This window comes from Citrobacter sp. 506 (genome assembly GCF_050434985.1).
GTDB lineage: Bacteria > Pseudomonadota > Gammaproteobacteria > Enterobacterales > Enterobacteriaceae > Citrobacter > Citrobacter braakii.
This window is the reverse complement of the sequence record NZ_JBNDJN010000007.1, coordinates 138047-153501: the sequence shown is the minus strand read 5'-3', so window position 1 is coordinate 153501 and position 15455 is coordinate 138047. Positions and strand designations below refer to the sequence as shown.

The 15455-nt window shown below is 52.3% G+C and carries 12 protein-coding genes and 1 riboswitch; of the genes, 4 read left to right on the top strand and 8 right to left on the bottom strand.

Translation table 11 applies throughout. From position 1 onward, the window contains the following. Positions 1-297: 297 nt before the first annotated feature. Together murI and btuB are read right to left on the bottom strand one after the other, a co-directional pair. Complete coding sequence (gene murI / locus ABIE10_RS21870; RefSeq protein ID WP_016157938.1) at positions 298-1149, bottom strand: glutamate racemase; 852 nt, start codon at positions 1147-1149, stop codon at positions 298-300. Then, positions 1094-2950 carry a TonB-dependent vitamin B12 receptor BtuB gene (gene btuB / locus ABIE10_RS21865; protein ID WP_235117440.1) on the bottom strand — a complete coding sequence of 619 codons (1857 nt, stop codon included), beginning with the start codon at positions 2948-2950 and terminating at the stop codon, positions 1094-1096. Before btuB ends, murI begins: the two co-directional genes overlap by 56 nt. A gap of 65 nt (positions 2951-3015) precedes the next feature. After that, a riboswitch (cobalamin riboswitch) is annotated at positions 3016-3202 on the bottom strand. A 115-nt stretch (positions 3203-3317) separates the two neighbouring features. On the opposite strand from btuB, the gene trmA reads away from it, so the two are divergent. Then, on the top strand, positions 3318-4418 hold the full coding sequence (trmA, locus tag ABIE10_RS21860) for a tRNA (uridine(54)-C5)-methyltransferase TrmA (RefSeq protein ID WP_429157043.1): 1101 nt from the start codon (positions 3318-3320) through the stop codon (positions 4416-4418). A 45-nt stretch (positions 4419-4463) separates the two neighbouring features. On the opposite strand, the gene ABIE10_RS21855 is transcribed toward trmA, so the two are convergent. Both ABIE10_RS21855 and fabR read right to left on the bottom strand, forming a co-directional pair. Next, positions 4464-4823 (bottom strand): YijD family membrane protein, encoded by a 360-nt coding sequence (locus ABIE10_RS21855; protein ID WP_016155292.1) that lies wholly within the window; start codon positions 4821-4823, stop codon positions 4464-4466. Between the two features lie 15 nt (positions 4824-4838). Continuing rightward, positions 4839-5474: an HTH-type transcriptional repressor FabR gene (gene fabR / locus ABIE10_RS21850; RefSeq protein WP_003028862.1), complete on the bottom strand. Its 636-nt coding sequence runs from the start codon at positions 5472-5474 to the stop codon at positions 4839-4841. Positions 5475-5665: 191 nt separating this feature from the next. Here fabR and sthA point away from each other — a divergent pair, with 191 nt between their 5' ends. After that, complete coding sequence (gene sthA, locus ABIE10_RS21845; protein WP_016155291.1) at positions 5666-7066, top strand: Si-specific NAD(P)(+) transhydrogenase; 1401 nt, start codon at positions 5666-5668, stop codon at positions 7064-7066. On the opposite strand, the gene oxyR is transcribed toward sthA, so the two are convergent. After that, on the bottom strand, positions 7049-7966 hold the full coding sequence (gene oxyR, locus ABIE10_RS21840) for a DNA-binding transcriptional regulator OxyR (RefSeq protein WP_003028858.1): 918 nt from the start codon (positions 7964-7966) through the stop codon (positions 7049-7051). The genes sthA and oxyR overlap by 18 nt on opposite strands. Before the next feature lie 482 nt (positions 7967-8448). On the opposite strand from oxyR, the gene ABIE10_RS21835 reads away from it, so the two are divergent. Then, a complete protein-coding gene (locus ABIE10_RS21835) occupies positions 8449-10620 on the top strand; it encodes a ricin-type beta-trefoil lectin domain protein (RefSeq protein WP_429157040.1) in 2172 nt (723 codons plus the stop codon). Positions 10621-10684: 64 nt separating this feature from the next. Here the strand turns inward: ABIE10_RS21835 and argH are convergent, their stop codons facing one another. From argH to argC, 3 genes are all read right to left on the bottom strand, one after another. Further along, positions 10685-12058, bottom strand: a complete 1374-nt coding sequence (gene argH, locus ABIE10_RS21830) for an argininosuccinate lyase (protein ID WP_047497608.1) — start codon at positions 12056-12058, stop codon at positions 10685-10687. A gap of 116 nt (positions 12059-12174) precedes the next feature. Next, entirely contained in the window at positions 12175-12948 is a 774-nt protein-coding gene (argB, locus tag ABIE10_RS21825; protein WP_016155288.1) for an acetylglutamate kinase, read from the bottom strand. Positions 12949-12958: 10 nt separating this feature from the next. Next, complete coding sequence (gene argC, locus ABIE10_RS21820; protein ID WP_016155287.1) at positions 12959-13963, bottom strand: N-acetyl-gamma-glutamyl-phosphate reductase; 1005 nt, start codon at positions 13961-13963, stop codon at positions 12959-12961. Between the two features lie 155 nt (positions 13964-14118). Here argC and argE point away from each other — a divergent pair, with 155 nt between their 5' ends. Continuing rightward, complete coding sequence (gene argE, locus ABIE10_RS21815) at positions 14119-15270, top strand: acetylornithine deacetylase (RefSeq protein WP_016155286.1); 1152 nt, start codon at positions 14119-14121, stop codon at positions 15268-15270. Positions 15271-15455 lie beyond the last annotated feature (185 nt).

Genomic DNA, 15455 nt, shown 5'->3' with positions numbered 1-15455 from the left:
GACGTTAAGAATCCGTATCTTCGAGTGCCCACACAGATTGTCTGATAAATTGTTAAAGAGCAGTTGCGACGCGCTTTAGCGCTCTGTCGCGAGGTCCCGTATATTACGTTTTCCTCATTCAGAGTCAAGCATTTATTTTTGCTTTTCTCTGCGAGATTCTCAGTGGAACCCCGCTGACCCGGCGGTTTGTAATCCGTTGTTCCGTGTCAGTGGAGGCGCATTATAGGGAGTTATTTCAGGCTGACAAGGGGAAATTTAAAATAATCTTCCGAGTGCCTACTTTTCCACCAAAACAGCCTAAACAGCCAGTTTTTCGAGCGTCTTAAAGCCATAACGCTGCAGCACGGGCAATAATTGTTCGGCTTCTGCCGTCATTGCCATGCAGAATGCGACATTCTCATCAGTTGATTTCGCGTCTGGCGCTTCATGTTCTAATAACCAGGCCGTACGACGCGCAATCGCGGCACCAGAATCCACCAGCCGCGTCCCCTCAGGCAGGACCTGTAAAAGTTCTTCCCGTAATAGAGGGAAATGGGTGCATCCGAGCACCACCGTGTCAGGTGGTTCCGACATCCGCAGCCAAGGGCGCAGGACACGACGCAGTTCTTCCAGAGAAACGGTTTCACCATGCAGCTTCGCTTCAGCCAGTTCCACCAGCTCAGCGGAACCCAGCATCGCTATCTGACATTCGTTAGCAAACCGTGCAATCAACTCATGGGTATATGAACGCTTCACCGTTGCACGCGTAGCCAGCAGTCCCACCACACCATTCGCCGTGAGTCGCGCCGCCGGTTTAATAGCAGGCACCACGCCCACAACCGGAAAGGCAAATTTCTCACGTAATGCAGGGAGTGATACCGTGCTTGCTGTATTACACGCGATAACCGCAAGAGAGAGGGGATAGCGCTGCTGGACCGCAGTCACAATCTCAACAACACGTTCGACGATAAACTCCTCGCTCTTCTCTCCATAAGGAAAGGCGACGTTGTCGAAAGCGTATATATAGTGGAGATCCGGCAGAAGACGCCGGATCTCGTCATAGACCGACAACCCACCGACGCCGGAATCAAACACCAGCACAGTGGGGCGCGGATCAGAAAGTGTAGCTGCCAGACAAGGTGTATTCCCGTCCTGCAGTTGCGTAGCCATAAACTGTCTCGTAATCTTTATCGAACAGGTTGGCGATTTTACCACGAACTGTCAGCTGTGAGGTGATTGGATATGACACGCCAAGATCCCACAGGCTAACCCCACCCATTTTTACATCTCTCTTGTTGTCGTAGTCGTTATCGTAACGCTCGCCGAGGTACTGATACATTACATTCCAGCCGAGTTCAAAGATTTGCCCGGTCAGCTCATACTTTACCTGCTGCTTAGCACGGCGATAGAGAACCTTATTAGTTTCATCATCACGCGGATCGACATATTGCAGCGTCAGGTGGTGATCTACCGGACCAGTGGTGATATTTCCAGTCCACTCCAGACCTTTAATGGTGGCTGACTTCAGATTGACGTACTGGTTATCTTTATAATCGATCAGGTTTTGAACTTTATAATGATATGCAGAAAGACGCCAATCCAGCGGCCCGGTCAGTCCATCAATACCGGCCTCCCACTGCCTGGATTCTTCCGGCTTCAGATTTGGGTTGGCGGCAATGCCAGGCCCATAAGACGATGCAAAACGCGTCGCGCCATATTGCTGCCCAAGGGACGGCGCCAGGAACCCCGTGCCATAGGAGAGAGTCGCCCGATAGCCATCAACAAACTCCCAGCCCGCAGCGGTCTGCCATGTCCCATGCCAGCCGAACTGCTCATCATGATCTTCACGGCCAGAAGCTTCCAGCGTGACGCTATCGATTTGCTGCTGCCCGGTCAGGTAGAGTCCGGTGGTATCACGTTTGTAAGTATCGGCCTTCGTTGTACTGCTGGAGGTCAGCTTTTCCTGTTTCCAGTCAACCCCGCCGTTAACCGCCCCGTGCCCAACTTCAACACTATTACCCCACTGAATATAACGTTGCTCCATGTTATCCAGCGAGGCATCCCCCGCATACCGACCGAGCTCGTTGCTGTAGTTGTAATCTTTCAGGTGCTGATAATTGGCGATCAGCTGAGAAGAATAGATGCCAGAACTGTATTGCAGGCCAGTATCCCAAGATTGAGTGTAATTCTGAGCTTCATCATTGCCGCCAACATAGCCAGATGAGCCCTGATCGTAATCGCTATTCGCCGTATAGCCATAGCCGCGAAAGAACCCAGAGACGTTATCGTTAAACTTATGCTGTACGCCTCCCCAGAACAGCTTGTTGCGGTAGCCGTCTCGGTCACTGTCACCGCGATAGGGAGAGTCAGGCTGAATGTTAAAGCCCCTGGTCGTCTCATATGCCCCGGCAGCCGTTACGATCGTATCGCCAAACCGTTTATTTATGATGCCATCATAGGTCTGGTAACCATCCGTTCCCATACCGGCAGTGATCTGCGATTTATCGTCATTGCTCATCGTAATGATATTGACGACGCCGCCAATCGCGCCGGAGCCGTACACCGCTGAACGCGGTCCGCGAATGTATTCAATGCGCTGCACCAACGATACCGGGAGCTGGCCAATATCAATCGCGTTACTAATGCCCGCCCGCGCCATCGGCACACCATCAATCAGTACCAGGACATGCCGCGCTTCGGTGCCGCGAACATACAGAGAGGAACTTTTTCCCATTCCGCCGCTCTGTGAGATATCTACCCCAGGAAGACGGCGCATCACGTCATTAAGATCTTTTGACTGCCAGCGCTGAATATCTTCGCGGGTAACAATATCCGTTGGCGCAAGCACGGTATTTACCGGTTGTTGAAAACGGTTGGCAGTGACGACGAGAGTATCTGGGCTAGTGTCCTGCGCCCAACCCGAAAATGCTGTGACGGACAGTGCCGTGCACAGCAACGATTTTTTAATCATTGTAAAGCATCCACAATATAAGAAGGATGCCGCAGGTCCCACCGATAGTACGCGATGATGAAAACCAGATGCGACGTTAGCCGGCAGGTCTTCGGGCTTGGAGGCAACTTAAAGAGATGATGACTTCCCACGGCATGCCGCAGTGTCTGCACCAGGTGCGCTCATCTCCTACCTTCCTTACCGCTGCGCGTCAGCTCCAGATTCACACTGGATTCCCTTTTAACTCACAGGACCGGAAAACGGATGCTACAGTTTGTTACAACCTGGTGTCCAGACCGCGCATCACAATATCGGAAATCATCAATGACTGGACATCTGTTGAGCAATCCCTACAATCCCCGCGTACTTTTATTTTTCAGGACGCATCATGACCCCCGAACACCTTCCGACAGAACAGTACGACGCCCAGTTAGCTGAAAAAGTAGTGCGTCTGCAGAGCTTAATGACGCCATTTTATGCACAGGCTCCGGAAGTGTTTCGCTCGCCGGTCAGCCACTACCGTATGCGCGCGGAATTTCGTCTGTGGCATGACGGGGATGATCTGTACCACATCATGTTCGACAGCCAGACCAAAAGCCGTATCCGCGTCGACAGTTTCCCGGCGGCCAGCGAGCTTATCAACACGCTGATGACGGCAATGATCGACGGCGTTCGCAACAACCACGTCCTGCGCCACAAACTGTTCCAGATTGATTACCTCACTACCCTGAGCGATCAGGCGGTGGTATCGATGCTGTACCATAAAAAGCTGGATGATGAATGGCGTCAGGAAGCTGAAGCGCTGCGGGATGCGTTACGGGCGCAAAACCTGAACGTGCATCTGATTGGCCGGGCAACCAAAACCAAAATCGAGCTGGACCAGGATTACATTGACGAACGCTTGCCGGTTGCGGGTAAAGAGATTATCTACCGCCAGGTTGAGAACAGCTTCACCCAGCCGAATGCCGCCATGAATATTCAGATGCTGGAATGGGCGATTGATGTCACCAGGGGATCAAAAGGCGACCTGCTTGAGCTGTACTGCGGCAATGGCAATTTCTCGTTAGCCCTCGCACAAAACTTCAACCGCGTGCTGGCCACTGAAATCGCTAAACCGTCCGTGGCTGCTGCACAATACAACATTGCGGCTAACCATATTGATAACGTACAAATTATCCGCATGGCGGCCGAAGAGTTTACTCAGGCGATGAACGGGGTTCGTGAGTTCAACCGTTTGCAGGGAATCGATCTGAAGAGTTACCAGTGTGAAACCATTTTCGTTGACCCACCGCGCAGCGGTCTGGACAGCGAAACAGAGAAAATGGTGCAGGCGTACCCGCGAATTCTGTACATCTCCTGTAACCCGGCGACATTGTGTAAGAACCTGGAAACGTTAAGCCAGACGCACAATGTTTCACGCCTGGCTCTGTTCGATCAGTTCCCGTATACGCACCATATGGAGTGCGGAGTATTACTGACCGCCAAGTAAATGATGTCCTGGCCGGGCGCGCTTCGCTTGCCCGGCCTACAAATATTACTCCACGATTTCCTGTCTACGGTTACGCACTTTAAAACCGATCCAGAACACCAGAATCACCGACAGAACCGCCGGGAAGAAGTTAGAGCCAATATCCGGATATTCAGCGCGTACCACAGTGCTGTACAACAGAACGCCGAGAATAAAACAGGCGGCGGCCAGGCCCGGTAACCCCACAGGCATGGTGCGGTTTTGATAGCGTTGATGCAGACAATAAACCGTCAGCACCAGCGAAATAATTGGGAATACTGAGAATGGCACAATGGAGCTAAACAGCGCCGCAAATGTGCCATTGATCGATAAGCCAGCAACCAGCGCCAGCAGCAGCGTACCTTTATCTTGACCTGACTGTTTCATTGCTCGTCCTTCTCGTTACTCGGAGTGATGCGTCATCTTCTCTTGTTCACGGCGGTACCAATAAAATGCGCCCTTCGCGATCATGCGCAGTTGCAATACCAGCCGTTCTTCCAGCTGTCGACGCTGCTCGGCGCCAACATCCAGTGCTTCTGCCCCAGCGCTGAACACAATGGTGACCATGGCTTCGGCCTGCGCTTCAGTAAACGCACGAGGCATATGGTTTTCGAGTTCGAGATAGTCCGCAAGTTCCGCAATGAAGTGCTGAATTTCACGAGCAACCGCTGCGCGAAACGCTGCGGAGGTTCCCGAACGCTCGCGCAATAATAAACGGAAGGCGTTGGGATTGTTGCCGATGAACTCCATAAATGTTGAGACCGAGGTGCGGATCACACTCCCGCCCTTCGCGATACGCTGACGCGCCTGACGCATCAACTGACGCAGCATCAAACCACTCTCATCCACCATCGTCAGGCCGAGTTCATCCACATCGCGGAAATGGCGATAAAACGAGGTTGGCGCAATGCCCGCTTCACGAGCGACTTCGCGTAAACTGAGGCTGGCAAAACTACGCTCAGCGCTGAGTTGACTAAATGCGGCTTCTACCAGCGAACGCCGGGTTTTTTCTTTTTGTTGCGCTCTAACGCCCATCACGATGTCTGAATCCTTCCACATACCTTGCTGGCACTATACCAGAGATTAGGCGGTTGGCATGGCTTTGTGAATGATTGTTTACGCGCAGTTTGTGCTTCGAGTTCGCAAAAAAGCACAACGATAATTGGGTTATCCCGACAACGATGTTACTATTCTGTTGCTTTTATGTATAAGAACAGGTAAGCCTGACCATGTCACATTCCTACGATTACGATGCAATAGTAATAGGTTCCGGTCCCGGCGGCGAAGGCGCTGCAATGGGTCTGGTTAAGCAAGGAGCGCGCGTCGCGGTGATTGAGCGCTATCATAACGTCGGCGGAGGCTGTACCCACTGGGGGACCATCCCGTCGAAAGCCCTCCGCCACGCCGTCAGCCGTATTATTGAATTCAATCAGAACCCACTTTACAGCGACCACTCCCGACTCCTTCGTTCTTCTTTCGCCGATATTCTCAACCACGCTGATAACGTTATTAATCAGCAAACGCGTATGCGGCAAGGATTTTACGAGCGCAACCACTGTGAAATTTTGCAGGGAAATGCCCGTTTTGTTGATGAACACACACTCGCCCTTGAATGCCACGACGGCACGGTGGAAACGCTGACTGCGGATAAGTTCATCATCGCCTGTGGTTCACGCCCCTATCATCCGGTGGATGTCGACTTTTCCCATCCCCGGGTTTATGACAGCGACTCTATCCTGAGCCTGCACCATGAACCCCGCCATGTTTTGATTTATGGCGCGGGAGTAATTGGTTGCGAATATGCGTCGATCTTCCGTGGAATGGACGTCAAAGTTGATTTAATCAACACCCGCGATCGTCTGCTTGCGTTCCTCGATCAAGAGATGTCCGACTCGCTCTCTTACCACTTCTGGAACAGCGGAGTGGTCATTCGCCACAACGAAGAGTACGAGAAGATTGAAGGTTGCGATGACGGCGTCATCATGCATCTGAAATCCGGTAAGAAACTGAAAGCCGACTGCCTGTTGTACGCCAATGGCCGTACCGGTAATACCGATTCGCTGGCGCTGGAAAATATTGGGTTGAAAACCGACAGCCGCGGACAGTTGAAGGTCAACAGCATGTACCAGACGGCGCTGCCGCACGTGTATGCCGTAGGAGATGTGATCGGCTATCCGAGTCTGGCATCGGCGGCCTACGATCAGGGACGCATTGCCGCCCAGGCATTGGTAAAAGGCGAAGCTACCGCGCATCTGATTGAAGATATCCCGACCGGAATTTATACCATTCCGGAAATCAGCTCCGTCGGGAAAACCGAGCAGCAGCTCACGGCCATGAAAGTTCCATACGAGGTTGGCCGCGCCCAGTTTAAACATCTGGCACGTGCGCAAATCGTGGGTATGAGTGTCGGAACGCTGAAGATCCTGTTCCATCGCGAAACAAAAGAGATTCTGGGGATCCACTGCTTTGGGGAACGCGCGGCCGAAATTATTCACATCGGTCAGGCGATAATGGAGCAAAAAGGTGGTGGTAACACCATCGAATACTTCGTTAACACCACCTTTAACTACCCAACCATGGCGGAAGCCTATCGGGTAGCAGCGCTAAATGGCTTAAACCGCCTGTTTTAACGCACTGTCGAAATGGCCATCCATTGACCCACGGATGGCCTCTGCCAGCTGTTCATAACGGCTGCGCAGCGGCGAACCTGGACGATACACCAGGCCAATCGTACGGCGCGGTTCTGGCTTGATGCAGGGCAAATAGACAACGCCATCACGCTTACGCTCCGGCGGCACGGCCAGCGCGGGCAGTAAGGTAATACCGCTACCTGCCGCCACCATGTTACGCAGCGTTTCCAGACTGGTCGCCCGGAAATGGGTATCCTCATCAGCACCCGCTTCAAAGCAGAAGCCCATCGCCTGATCGCGCAGGCAGTGGCCATCCTCTAGCATCAGCAGTTTCTCACCCGCCAGATCGGACATCGGTACACAGTCGCGGTTTGCCCATGGGTGATCTTCATAGATCGCCAGCAGCATAGGCTCATCAAATAATGGTACTTCGATGAACGCCTCACTCTCTTTCACCAGCGCCAGAATGACGCAGTCGAGCTTACCGCTATCCAGTTGCGCCAACAGCTGATGCGTCTGCGCCTCATGGAGATACATTTCCAGTTTTGGGAAGGTCTGGTGCAACATAGGAATAATATGCGGCAGCAGGTATGGCCCCACCGTTGGGATCAAACCAATATGCAGCGGTCCAGACATTGTCTCGCCTTGTTGGCTTGCCATCTCCTTGAGCACTTTGACCTCGCGCAGCACGGTGCGCGCCTGATCCACCAGCAGTAAACCTGCCTGAGTGAACAGCACTTTGCGACTCGTACGCTCCAGCAGCATGACACCAAGCTCATCTTCCAGCTTGCGGATCTGTCCGCTCAGCGTTGGCTGACTAACGTGACAGGAGTCTGCCGCTCGTCGGAAGTGACGATGTTCGGCTAGCGCCACCAGGTATTCAAGATCACGAATATTCATTATTCATCCTCCATCGCCACGATAGTTCGTAGCGATAGGTAGAATAGCAACGAACGATTATCCCTATCAAGCTTTCTGTTTAATAATGCACCACAGAAACGGAACGGTACCCCTTTAACCCTTGAAGCTACTGTCCGTTTTGAGAGTTTCTCTCATACTCGAAATAACTAAAGCCAACGTGAACTTTTGCGGACCTTGAGTCCGCATTTTTTTTGCGCCCGGCGCGAATACATTCAAAAAAATATATACAAAATATAAATTACATATTTCCATTCGATTATTTAAATGAAAATCATATTAAATTAAAATAATCAAAAACATTTTGTATCATTTATATATTTGACGCCCTATCAGGTTCATAAATAATAACCGCGCGATATTCAATATATGGCAAATCGCAAGAACACTCGTTTCTTCGCCACTCTAATTATTTAGAGTACATTCACCCATATTTTTCTAATATTTATCGAATGGAATCTTTTATGAAACTCAATACTATTTCGCGATATTTTCTCGCGGCAGGTCTGATGTCGTGCGCCGCAAACGCATTCGCCCTGGAAGCCTGGAGCGGTCAGTCAGGTGGAAACACCATTGAAGTTATTTTTGACAGTAAAGTTTATAGTAACCGCTGGTATGTAAATGCCGATAATTGCCCACAGGGCGCGTCCGCTGAAAACTGGGATAATCCGTGGAGTTATGTGCGCGATGCCACAAAAGCGGAAATAGACCAATACGGCAACCCAACGACCTGTGACGCGGGCAGCGCCACGCCGGTCGCCCACGACGCATTCAGCGCAGAAAAAGATTATGCCAAAGATGATATTGTCGCTTATCAGGATGTGACATATGAAGCGTCCAGGCCCATTCCGGCTTATTCCTTCACCCCAGGTGCCGATAACCCGTGGAAACTCTATACGCCAGTACCCGACTGGAGTTCCAGCCAGGTTTATAACAAAGGGGATGAGGTCAAAGTTGACGGCCAGTCTTATGAAGCACTGTACTATACCGTTGGCGAAAACCCTTCTATTGCAGGTAACCAGAACCCGACCGGCACCAATGGCCGTCCGTGGAAACCGTTAGGCCCAACGGTCGAATTCACCCAGGAACAATTTAATAATGCCCCACAGATCAACTCCATTGCGCTTTACGAAGCTGGCAAACTGGCGGTGTACAAAGGGATACCTTATGTCGCTCAGACGAAAGTCAAAGGCGTTATGCCGGATGATAACAACCCGTGGGCGATTTATACCAACTGGGCAGGCACCAAAGAGCGCGTAGGGACGCCGAAAAATCCGTGGCCTGCCCACGTTTATGCACCATACGTCGACTTTAGCCTGAACAGCATTCCGGATCTGGCAAAACTGGCGAAAGAGCAAAATATTACCCACTTCACCATGGCGTTTGTCGTCGCGAAAAGCGGCGAGCAGTGCATCCCAACCTGGGGCACGGCCTATAATCTGCAGGATTACTCACAGTACAGCAAAATAAAAGCGCTGCGTGAAGCTGGTGGCGATGTGATGGTTTCCATTGGCGGAGCGAATAACTCCCCGCTGGCAGCTGCCTGTAAGAATGTTAAAGACCTGCAAAAACTCTACTACGACATTGTTGATAACATGAACCTGAACGTGCTGGATTTTGATATCGAAGGCACATGGGTGGCCGATCAGGATTCCATCGATCGTCGCAACCAGGCAGTAAAAGAGGTTCAGGCTCAGTGGAAAGAGGAAGGTCGCAAAGTCGGTATCTGGTACACCCTGCCAATTCTGCCGACCGGTCTGACGGCTGAAGGTCTGTATGTACTGGAAAATGCGCGCCATGCCGGCGTTGAGCTGGCTGGTATTAACGTGATGACCATGGACTACGGTAACGCCGTCTGCCAGTCAGACGGCACCGAAGGGCAGAACATTCACGGTAAATGCGCCACATCCGCTATCGACAACATGTTCACCCAGTTGAAGAAAATCTGGCCTGAGAAATCTGACAAAGAGATCAACGCCATGATGGGCACCACCCCGATGATCGGTTACAACGATGTACAGGGCGAAGTGTTCTATCTGTCCGATGCGAAACTGGTAATGGAAGATGCGAAAAAACGCAACCTCGGCATGATTGGCGCGTGGTCAATGGCACGCGATCAGCCGGGCGTGGCGAAGCAGGTCAGCCCGGAGCACAGCGGCATGACCGCACAGCAGGCACCGATGTACGCATACAGCCAGGTATTTGCGCCGTTTACGCACGCAGATGAAAAAGAGGTCGTCACCGGTGTTTATAAATCACGGAAAAACAACCTCTGCCTGGATGTCAAAAACGGTCAAATCCGGAATGGCGATCGTTTGTTCACCTATGCCTGCTCCGGCTCCAACAACCAGACCTTTAAATTTGATGCCCGTGAACGTCTGGTAATTGGCAATAGCCAGAGCTGCCTGGATATTCAAAACGGTTATAATGTTGAAGGCAGAAATATTATTTCTTACACCTGCCACACCCCGACTGATACCAACAAAAATCAGACATGGACCTGGCAAAACAACAAGTTCGTCTCACAGAAGGAAGGCACGCAACGTTGTATGACGGTGGGTAACGACGGTTATGTCACCTTAAGTACCTGCACCGACAATAACGTCGCGCAGGAATTTGAGATTTATCGTCCGTAAACTGCTATCCAGGATAGAAACATGACAAGGCCATCCCTCGGGATGGCCTCTTTTATTACCGACGTTAAATCAGCCGCGCCTTCGCGTAGTCGATCGCCTGCGCCACCTGCTGAGGCGACACGCCGCCTTTCGCCGCACGTTTATCCAGGCACGATTGCAACGAGAGGATCGGATAAACGTCCTCGCCAATCACCTGACTGAACTTTTGTAAGTCAGCAAGCGACAGCGCTTCCAGCGGTTTGCCCTGACGAATCGCCTCGACCACCGTCTCACCCACAATATGGTGTGCTTCGCGGAACGGGACGCCTTTTGCTACCAGATAATCCGCCAACTCGGTGGCGTTAGCATAACCCTGCTGCGCCGCTTCCTGACAACGCGGACGTTTCACCTGAATGCCATCCAGCACCAGCGCAGCCATATGCAGACAGTCCAGCCAGGTGTCGAGCGCATCGAACAGCCCTTCTTTGTCTTCTTGCATATCTTTGTTGTATGCCAACGGGAGACCTTTTAAGGTCATCATCATGCCGGTCAACGCACCCTGCACGCGACCGCATTTGCCACGGATCAGCTCCAGCGCATCCGGGTTTTTCTTCTGCGGCATCAGAGATGAACCCGAAGTTACACGATCGGACAGCTCGACAAAGCCCGCTTCGCCGGTATTAAAGAAAATCAGGTCTTCAGCAAAACGCGACAGGTGCACCATGCCGATAGAAGCGTTGGAGAGTAACTCCAGCACGTGGTCACGGTCAGAAACACTGTCCAGACTGTTACGCGTCGCCGAGGAAAAGCCCAGCCAACCGGCCAGCTGCTCGCGATCGATTTCATACGCCGTACCCGCCAGCGCGCCGCAGCCCAGTGGACTGACGTCCAGGCGCTTGAGCGAATCCTGCAGACGGCTCTCGTCACGCGCCAACATTTCGACATAGGCCAGACACCAATGAGCAAACGTCACCGGCTGCGCACGTTGCAGGTGGGTGTAACCCGGCATGACGGCGTCCTGGTTATTCTCTGCCGTCACCACCAGCGCACTTTGCAGCTGACGGTTGGCCGACAGTAATTCAATAACCGTGTCTTTACACCACAGTTTAAGATCGGTCGCGACCTGGTCATTACGGCTACGTCCGGTATGCAGTTTTTTACCAAGCTGGCCGACTTTATCAATCAGCTTACCTTCCACCCAGCTATGAATATCTTCAGCATCGCTTTGCAGGATCTGCTGCGGATTAACGCGAACCTCTTCCAACAGAGTGTTCAGCGCCTCTTCCAATTGCAGTTGTTCATCGGCAGTCAGTACGCCGACCGTTACCAGCGCTTTAGACCAGGCCACAGAGCCGACAATATCCTGTTCTGCCAGGCGGTAGTCAAAACGCAACGAGTCGTTGAACTGTTTGAACCGCTGATCTGCTGCCTGTGTAAAACGCCCACCCCAAAGTGCCATAACTTGCTTCCTTAATATCTTGAATTTCAACGCCGGATGGCGCTTAGCTTATCCGGCGTACAGGTTCGGTTCACGTAGGCCCGATAAGGCATAACCGCCATCGGGTACAAAATAGTTTACGCTAAAATCCGCGTGCCAATTGGCATGCCGTTAAACAGCGCCGGCAGTTGCTCGGCATGACGCCAGGAGGCAATATCCACAGGGCGACCCAGCGTGCGCGCGGCATCCAGCGCCGCATTGACCTTCACGATCATGCCGTCAGTAATAATACCTTGTTCAATCAGTTGTTCCGCTTTCGCGGCGGTCATTTCGGCAATACGCTGGCCTTTACCATCCAGAATACCGCTTACGTCAGAGAGCAGGATCAGATCCGCACCCAGCGTTGCCGCCAGCGCCGTTGCCGCCTGATCGGCATTAACGTTCATCAGCAGTCCGTCTTCAGTAACGCCAATGGAGCTAACTACCGGCAGAAAACCGCCTTCCAGCAGTGTGTTAATCAGCTTAGGCGAACCCGGCTGCGCCAGTCCAACATGACCCAGCGCTTTATCGAGCGGCGTCACTTTTACGCTGTCGCCATCACCAAGATACAGACCCACAGATGCGATGTGGTGCTTTTTCGCCCAGGCCAGTAAGGTTTTATTCGCTGTTCCCGCCAGGGCGCCGGTAATAATGTCAATTTGATCGGCTGGCGTGACGCGCAGACCATTTTTCTTTTTCACCGGCAGGTTCAGCTGCTTCATCAGATCGTCAACCACGCAGCCGCCACCGTGCACAATGACCAGCGGTCGCTGATGCGACTCACGATAATTCACCAGTGCGGTAAACAGACGCTCCAGCGCCTCTTCGCTATCCAGTAAAACGCCGCCCAGCTTGATAATTAATGGATTCATCGTTGCACCCTTAAATAAGAGACTGCGTTTCAGCAAAGCCAAAACGAATATTTGCGCACTGCATCGCCTGTGCCGCCGCGCCTTTCAATAAGTTGTCTTCAGTTGCCACCACGATCAGGTGCTCACCCTGTACGGCAAACCCGATATCACAGAACGGTAAGCCAACCACGTTCTTCAGCGCCGGAACGCCTTTGTCATACAGACGCACCAGTGGCTTATCGCCATACGCCTGTTGCAACGTTTGAGCCACTTGCGCATGGGTTACGCCCGCTTGCAAACGGCAGGTGATGGTTTCCAGAATTCCGCGCGGGAAGTTGCCCAGATGCGGGGTGAAGATCACCTCCGCACCAAGGTGAGTAGCGATTTCCGGCTGATGGCGATGGGTAAACACGCCATACGGCTGCAGGCTCACCTCACAAAAGCTGTTGGAAATAGCCGCCTTACGTCCCGCGCCGCTCACGCCGCTGGTGGCGTTAATTACCGGCCACTGGCTGAGATCCAGCAGCCCGGCATCAATCAGTGGTTTCAGCGACAGCTGCGCCGCCGTCGGGTAGCAACCCGGCACGGCAATCAGATTCGCGTCTTTCAGTTGGTCTGCGCTCCACTCCGCCAGTCCATAAACCGCCTGCTCCAGCAGGTCGGGATGCTGATGGGTAAAGCCGTAATATTTTTCATAGAACGCGCCGTCGTTTACGCGAAACGCGCCCGAGAGGTCAAACACCACGCATCCGGCCTGCAAAAACTGCGGGGCCAGGTCATGGCTCACCTCATGTGCCGTTGCGAGGAACACAACGTCCACCCCTGCGCTAAACTCGCTGATATCTGACATTGGCTGTAACGGTAAATCGACAATGCCTTTCAACTGCGGATGCAAATCGGAGATTAATTTTCCTGCATCATTGCTTTGCGCTGAGACGGTCAAAGCGGTTATGGTCATATCAGGATGGCGATTTACATAGGTCACAAGCTCTGCGCCGGCATAGCCACTGGCGCCCACAATCAGCGTATTCAACATCGGGGCTGCTCACCTTCTTAGATTCTGTTGCCAGATATAAGCCTTTATCACCTCACCTTACACTTGGTGGGTTTTATTACGCTCAACGTTAATGTATTTTTATTCACAAATACTGCATGAATATTGATACTATCATGACCCGAGGTGTGTCAACAATGAAAAACAATTTACCGCCATTTATCGAGATATACCGCGCTCTGATTGCCATGCCGTCGATTAGCGCCACCGAAGAAGCGCTCGACCAAAGTAATGCAGGTTTAATCACTCTGCTGGCGGGCTGGTTCAAAGATTTAGGCTTTAATGTGGAGGTCCAGCCGGTTCCCGACACGCGCAATAAATTCAATATGCTGGCAAGCATTGGACAGGGAGCCGGTGGTTTGTTGTTGGCGGGCCATACCGATACCGTCCCCTTTGACGACGGACGCTGGACGCGCGATCCGTTCACCCTGACCGAGCATGACAATAAGCTCTACGGCTTGGGTACGGCAGATATGAAAGGCTTCTTCGCCTTTATCCTCGACGCGCTGCGTGACGTCGACGTCACTCAACTGAAAAAGCCCCTGTACATTCTGGCCACTGCCGATGAAGAGACCAGCATGGCGGGAGCGCGTTATTTCTCTGAAACCACCGCTTTACGCCCGGACTGCGCGATCATTGGCGAACCCACCTCCCTGCAACCGGTCCGCGCACACAAAGGTCATATCTCTAATGCGATTCGCATTTTGGGACAATCGGGTCACTCGAGCGATCCGGCTCGTGGCGTGAATGCCATTGAACTGATGCATGATGCCATCGGTCATATCATGAATCTGCGCGATGACCTGAAAGAGCGCTATCACCATGATGCTTTTACCGTCCCGTATCCGACGTTAAATTTGGGTCACATCCACGGCGGCGACGCCGCTAACCGAATCTGCGCCTGCTGCGAGCTACATATGGATATTCGCCCACTGCCCGGCATGACGCTTAACGATCTCAATGGCTTACTTAACGACGCGCTGGCCCCGGTCAGCGAACGCTGGCCGGGTCGCCTGACGGTGTCGGAGCTGCATCCGCCAATTCCAGGCTATGAGTGCCCACCAGATCATCAACTGGTACAAGTGGTTGAGAAACTGCTGGGCGCACAGACAGAAGTGGTGAACTACTGCACCGAAGCGCCGTTTATCCAGACGCTTTGCCCGACGCTGGTGTTAGGGCCTGGCTCCATTAATCAGGCGCATCAGCCGGATGAGTATCTGGAAACTCGTTTTATTAAGCCAACCCGCGAATTGATCACCCAGGTTGTGCATCATTTCTGCTGGCATTAACCGCTTATCGCCTCGCTAACCCTTTTGTGGTAAGCGAGGTAATTTATTAACATTTCCATAAGCAAAGCTTATTTGATTCGATGTGAATTAAATAACGTAAATTCCCGTCATTTTTTCGTTTGCTGAACCGATTTCGCAGCAATTGACGTCACGACTTTTACGTGGCTTTATAAAAGACGGCTAAC

Excerpts from the sequence above, each read along its gene's own strand:
- sthA (WP_016155291.1), top strand. The coding sequence starts at position 5,666 with ATGTCACATTCCTACGATTACGATGCAATAGTAATAGGTTCCGGTCCC.
- btuB (WP_235117440.1), bottom strand. The coding sequence starts at position 2,950 with ATGATTAAAAAATCGTTGCTGTGCACGGCACTGTCCGTCACAGCATTT.
- ABIE10_RS21855 (WP_016155292.1), bottom strand. The coding sequence starts at position 4,823 with ATGAAACAGTCAGGTCAAGATAAAGGTACGCTGCTGCTGGCGCTGGTT.
- argH (WP_047497608.1), bottom strand. The coding sequence starts at position 12,058 with ATGGCACTTTGGGGTGGGCGTTTTACACAGGCAGCAGATCAGCGGTTC.
- argC (WP_016155287.1), bottom strand. The coding sequence starts at position 13,963 with ATGTTGAATACGCTGATTGTGGGCGCCAGTGGCTATGCCGGCGCAGAG.
- oxyR (WP_003028858.1), bottom strand. The coding sequence starts at position 7,966 with ATGAATATTCGTGATCTTGAATACCTGGTGGCGCTAGCCGAACATCGT.
- ABIE10_RS21835 (WP_429157040.1), top strand. The coding sequence starts at position 8,449 with ATGAAACTCAATACTATTTCGCGATATTTTCTCGCGGCAGGTCTGATG.
- trmA (WP_429157043.1), top strand. The coding sequence starts at position 3,318 with ATGACCCCCGAACACCTTCCGACAGAACAGTACGACGCCCAGTTAGCT.
- murI (WP_016157938.1), bottom strand. The coding sequence starts at position 1,149 with ATGGCTACGCAACTGCAGGACGGGAATACACCTTGTCTGGCAGCTACA.
- argB (WP_016155288.1), bottom strand. The coding sequence starts at position 12,948 with ATGAATCCATTAATTATCAAGCTGGGCGGCGTTTTACTGGATAGCGAA.
- argE (WP_016155286.1), top strand. The coding sequence starts at position 14,119 with ATGAAAAACAATTTACCGCCATTTATCGAGATATACCGCGCTCTGATT.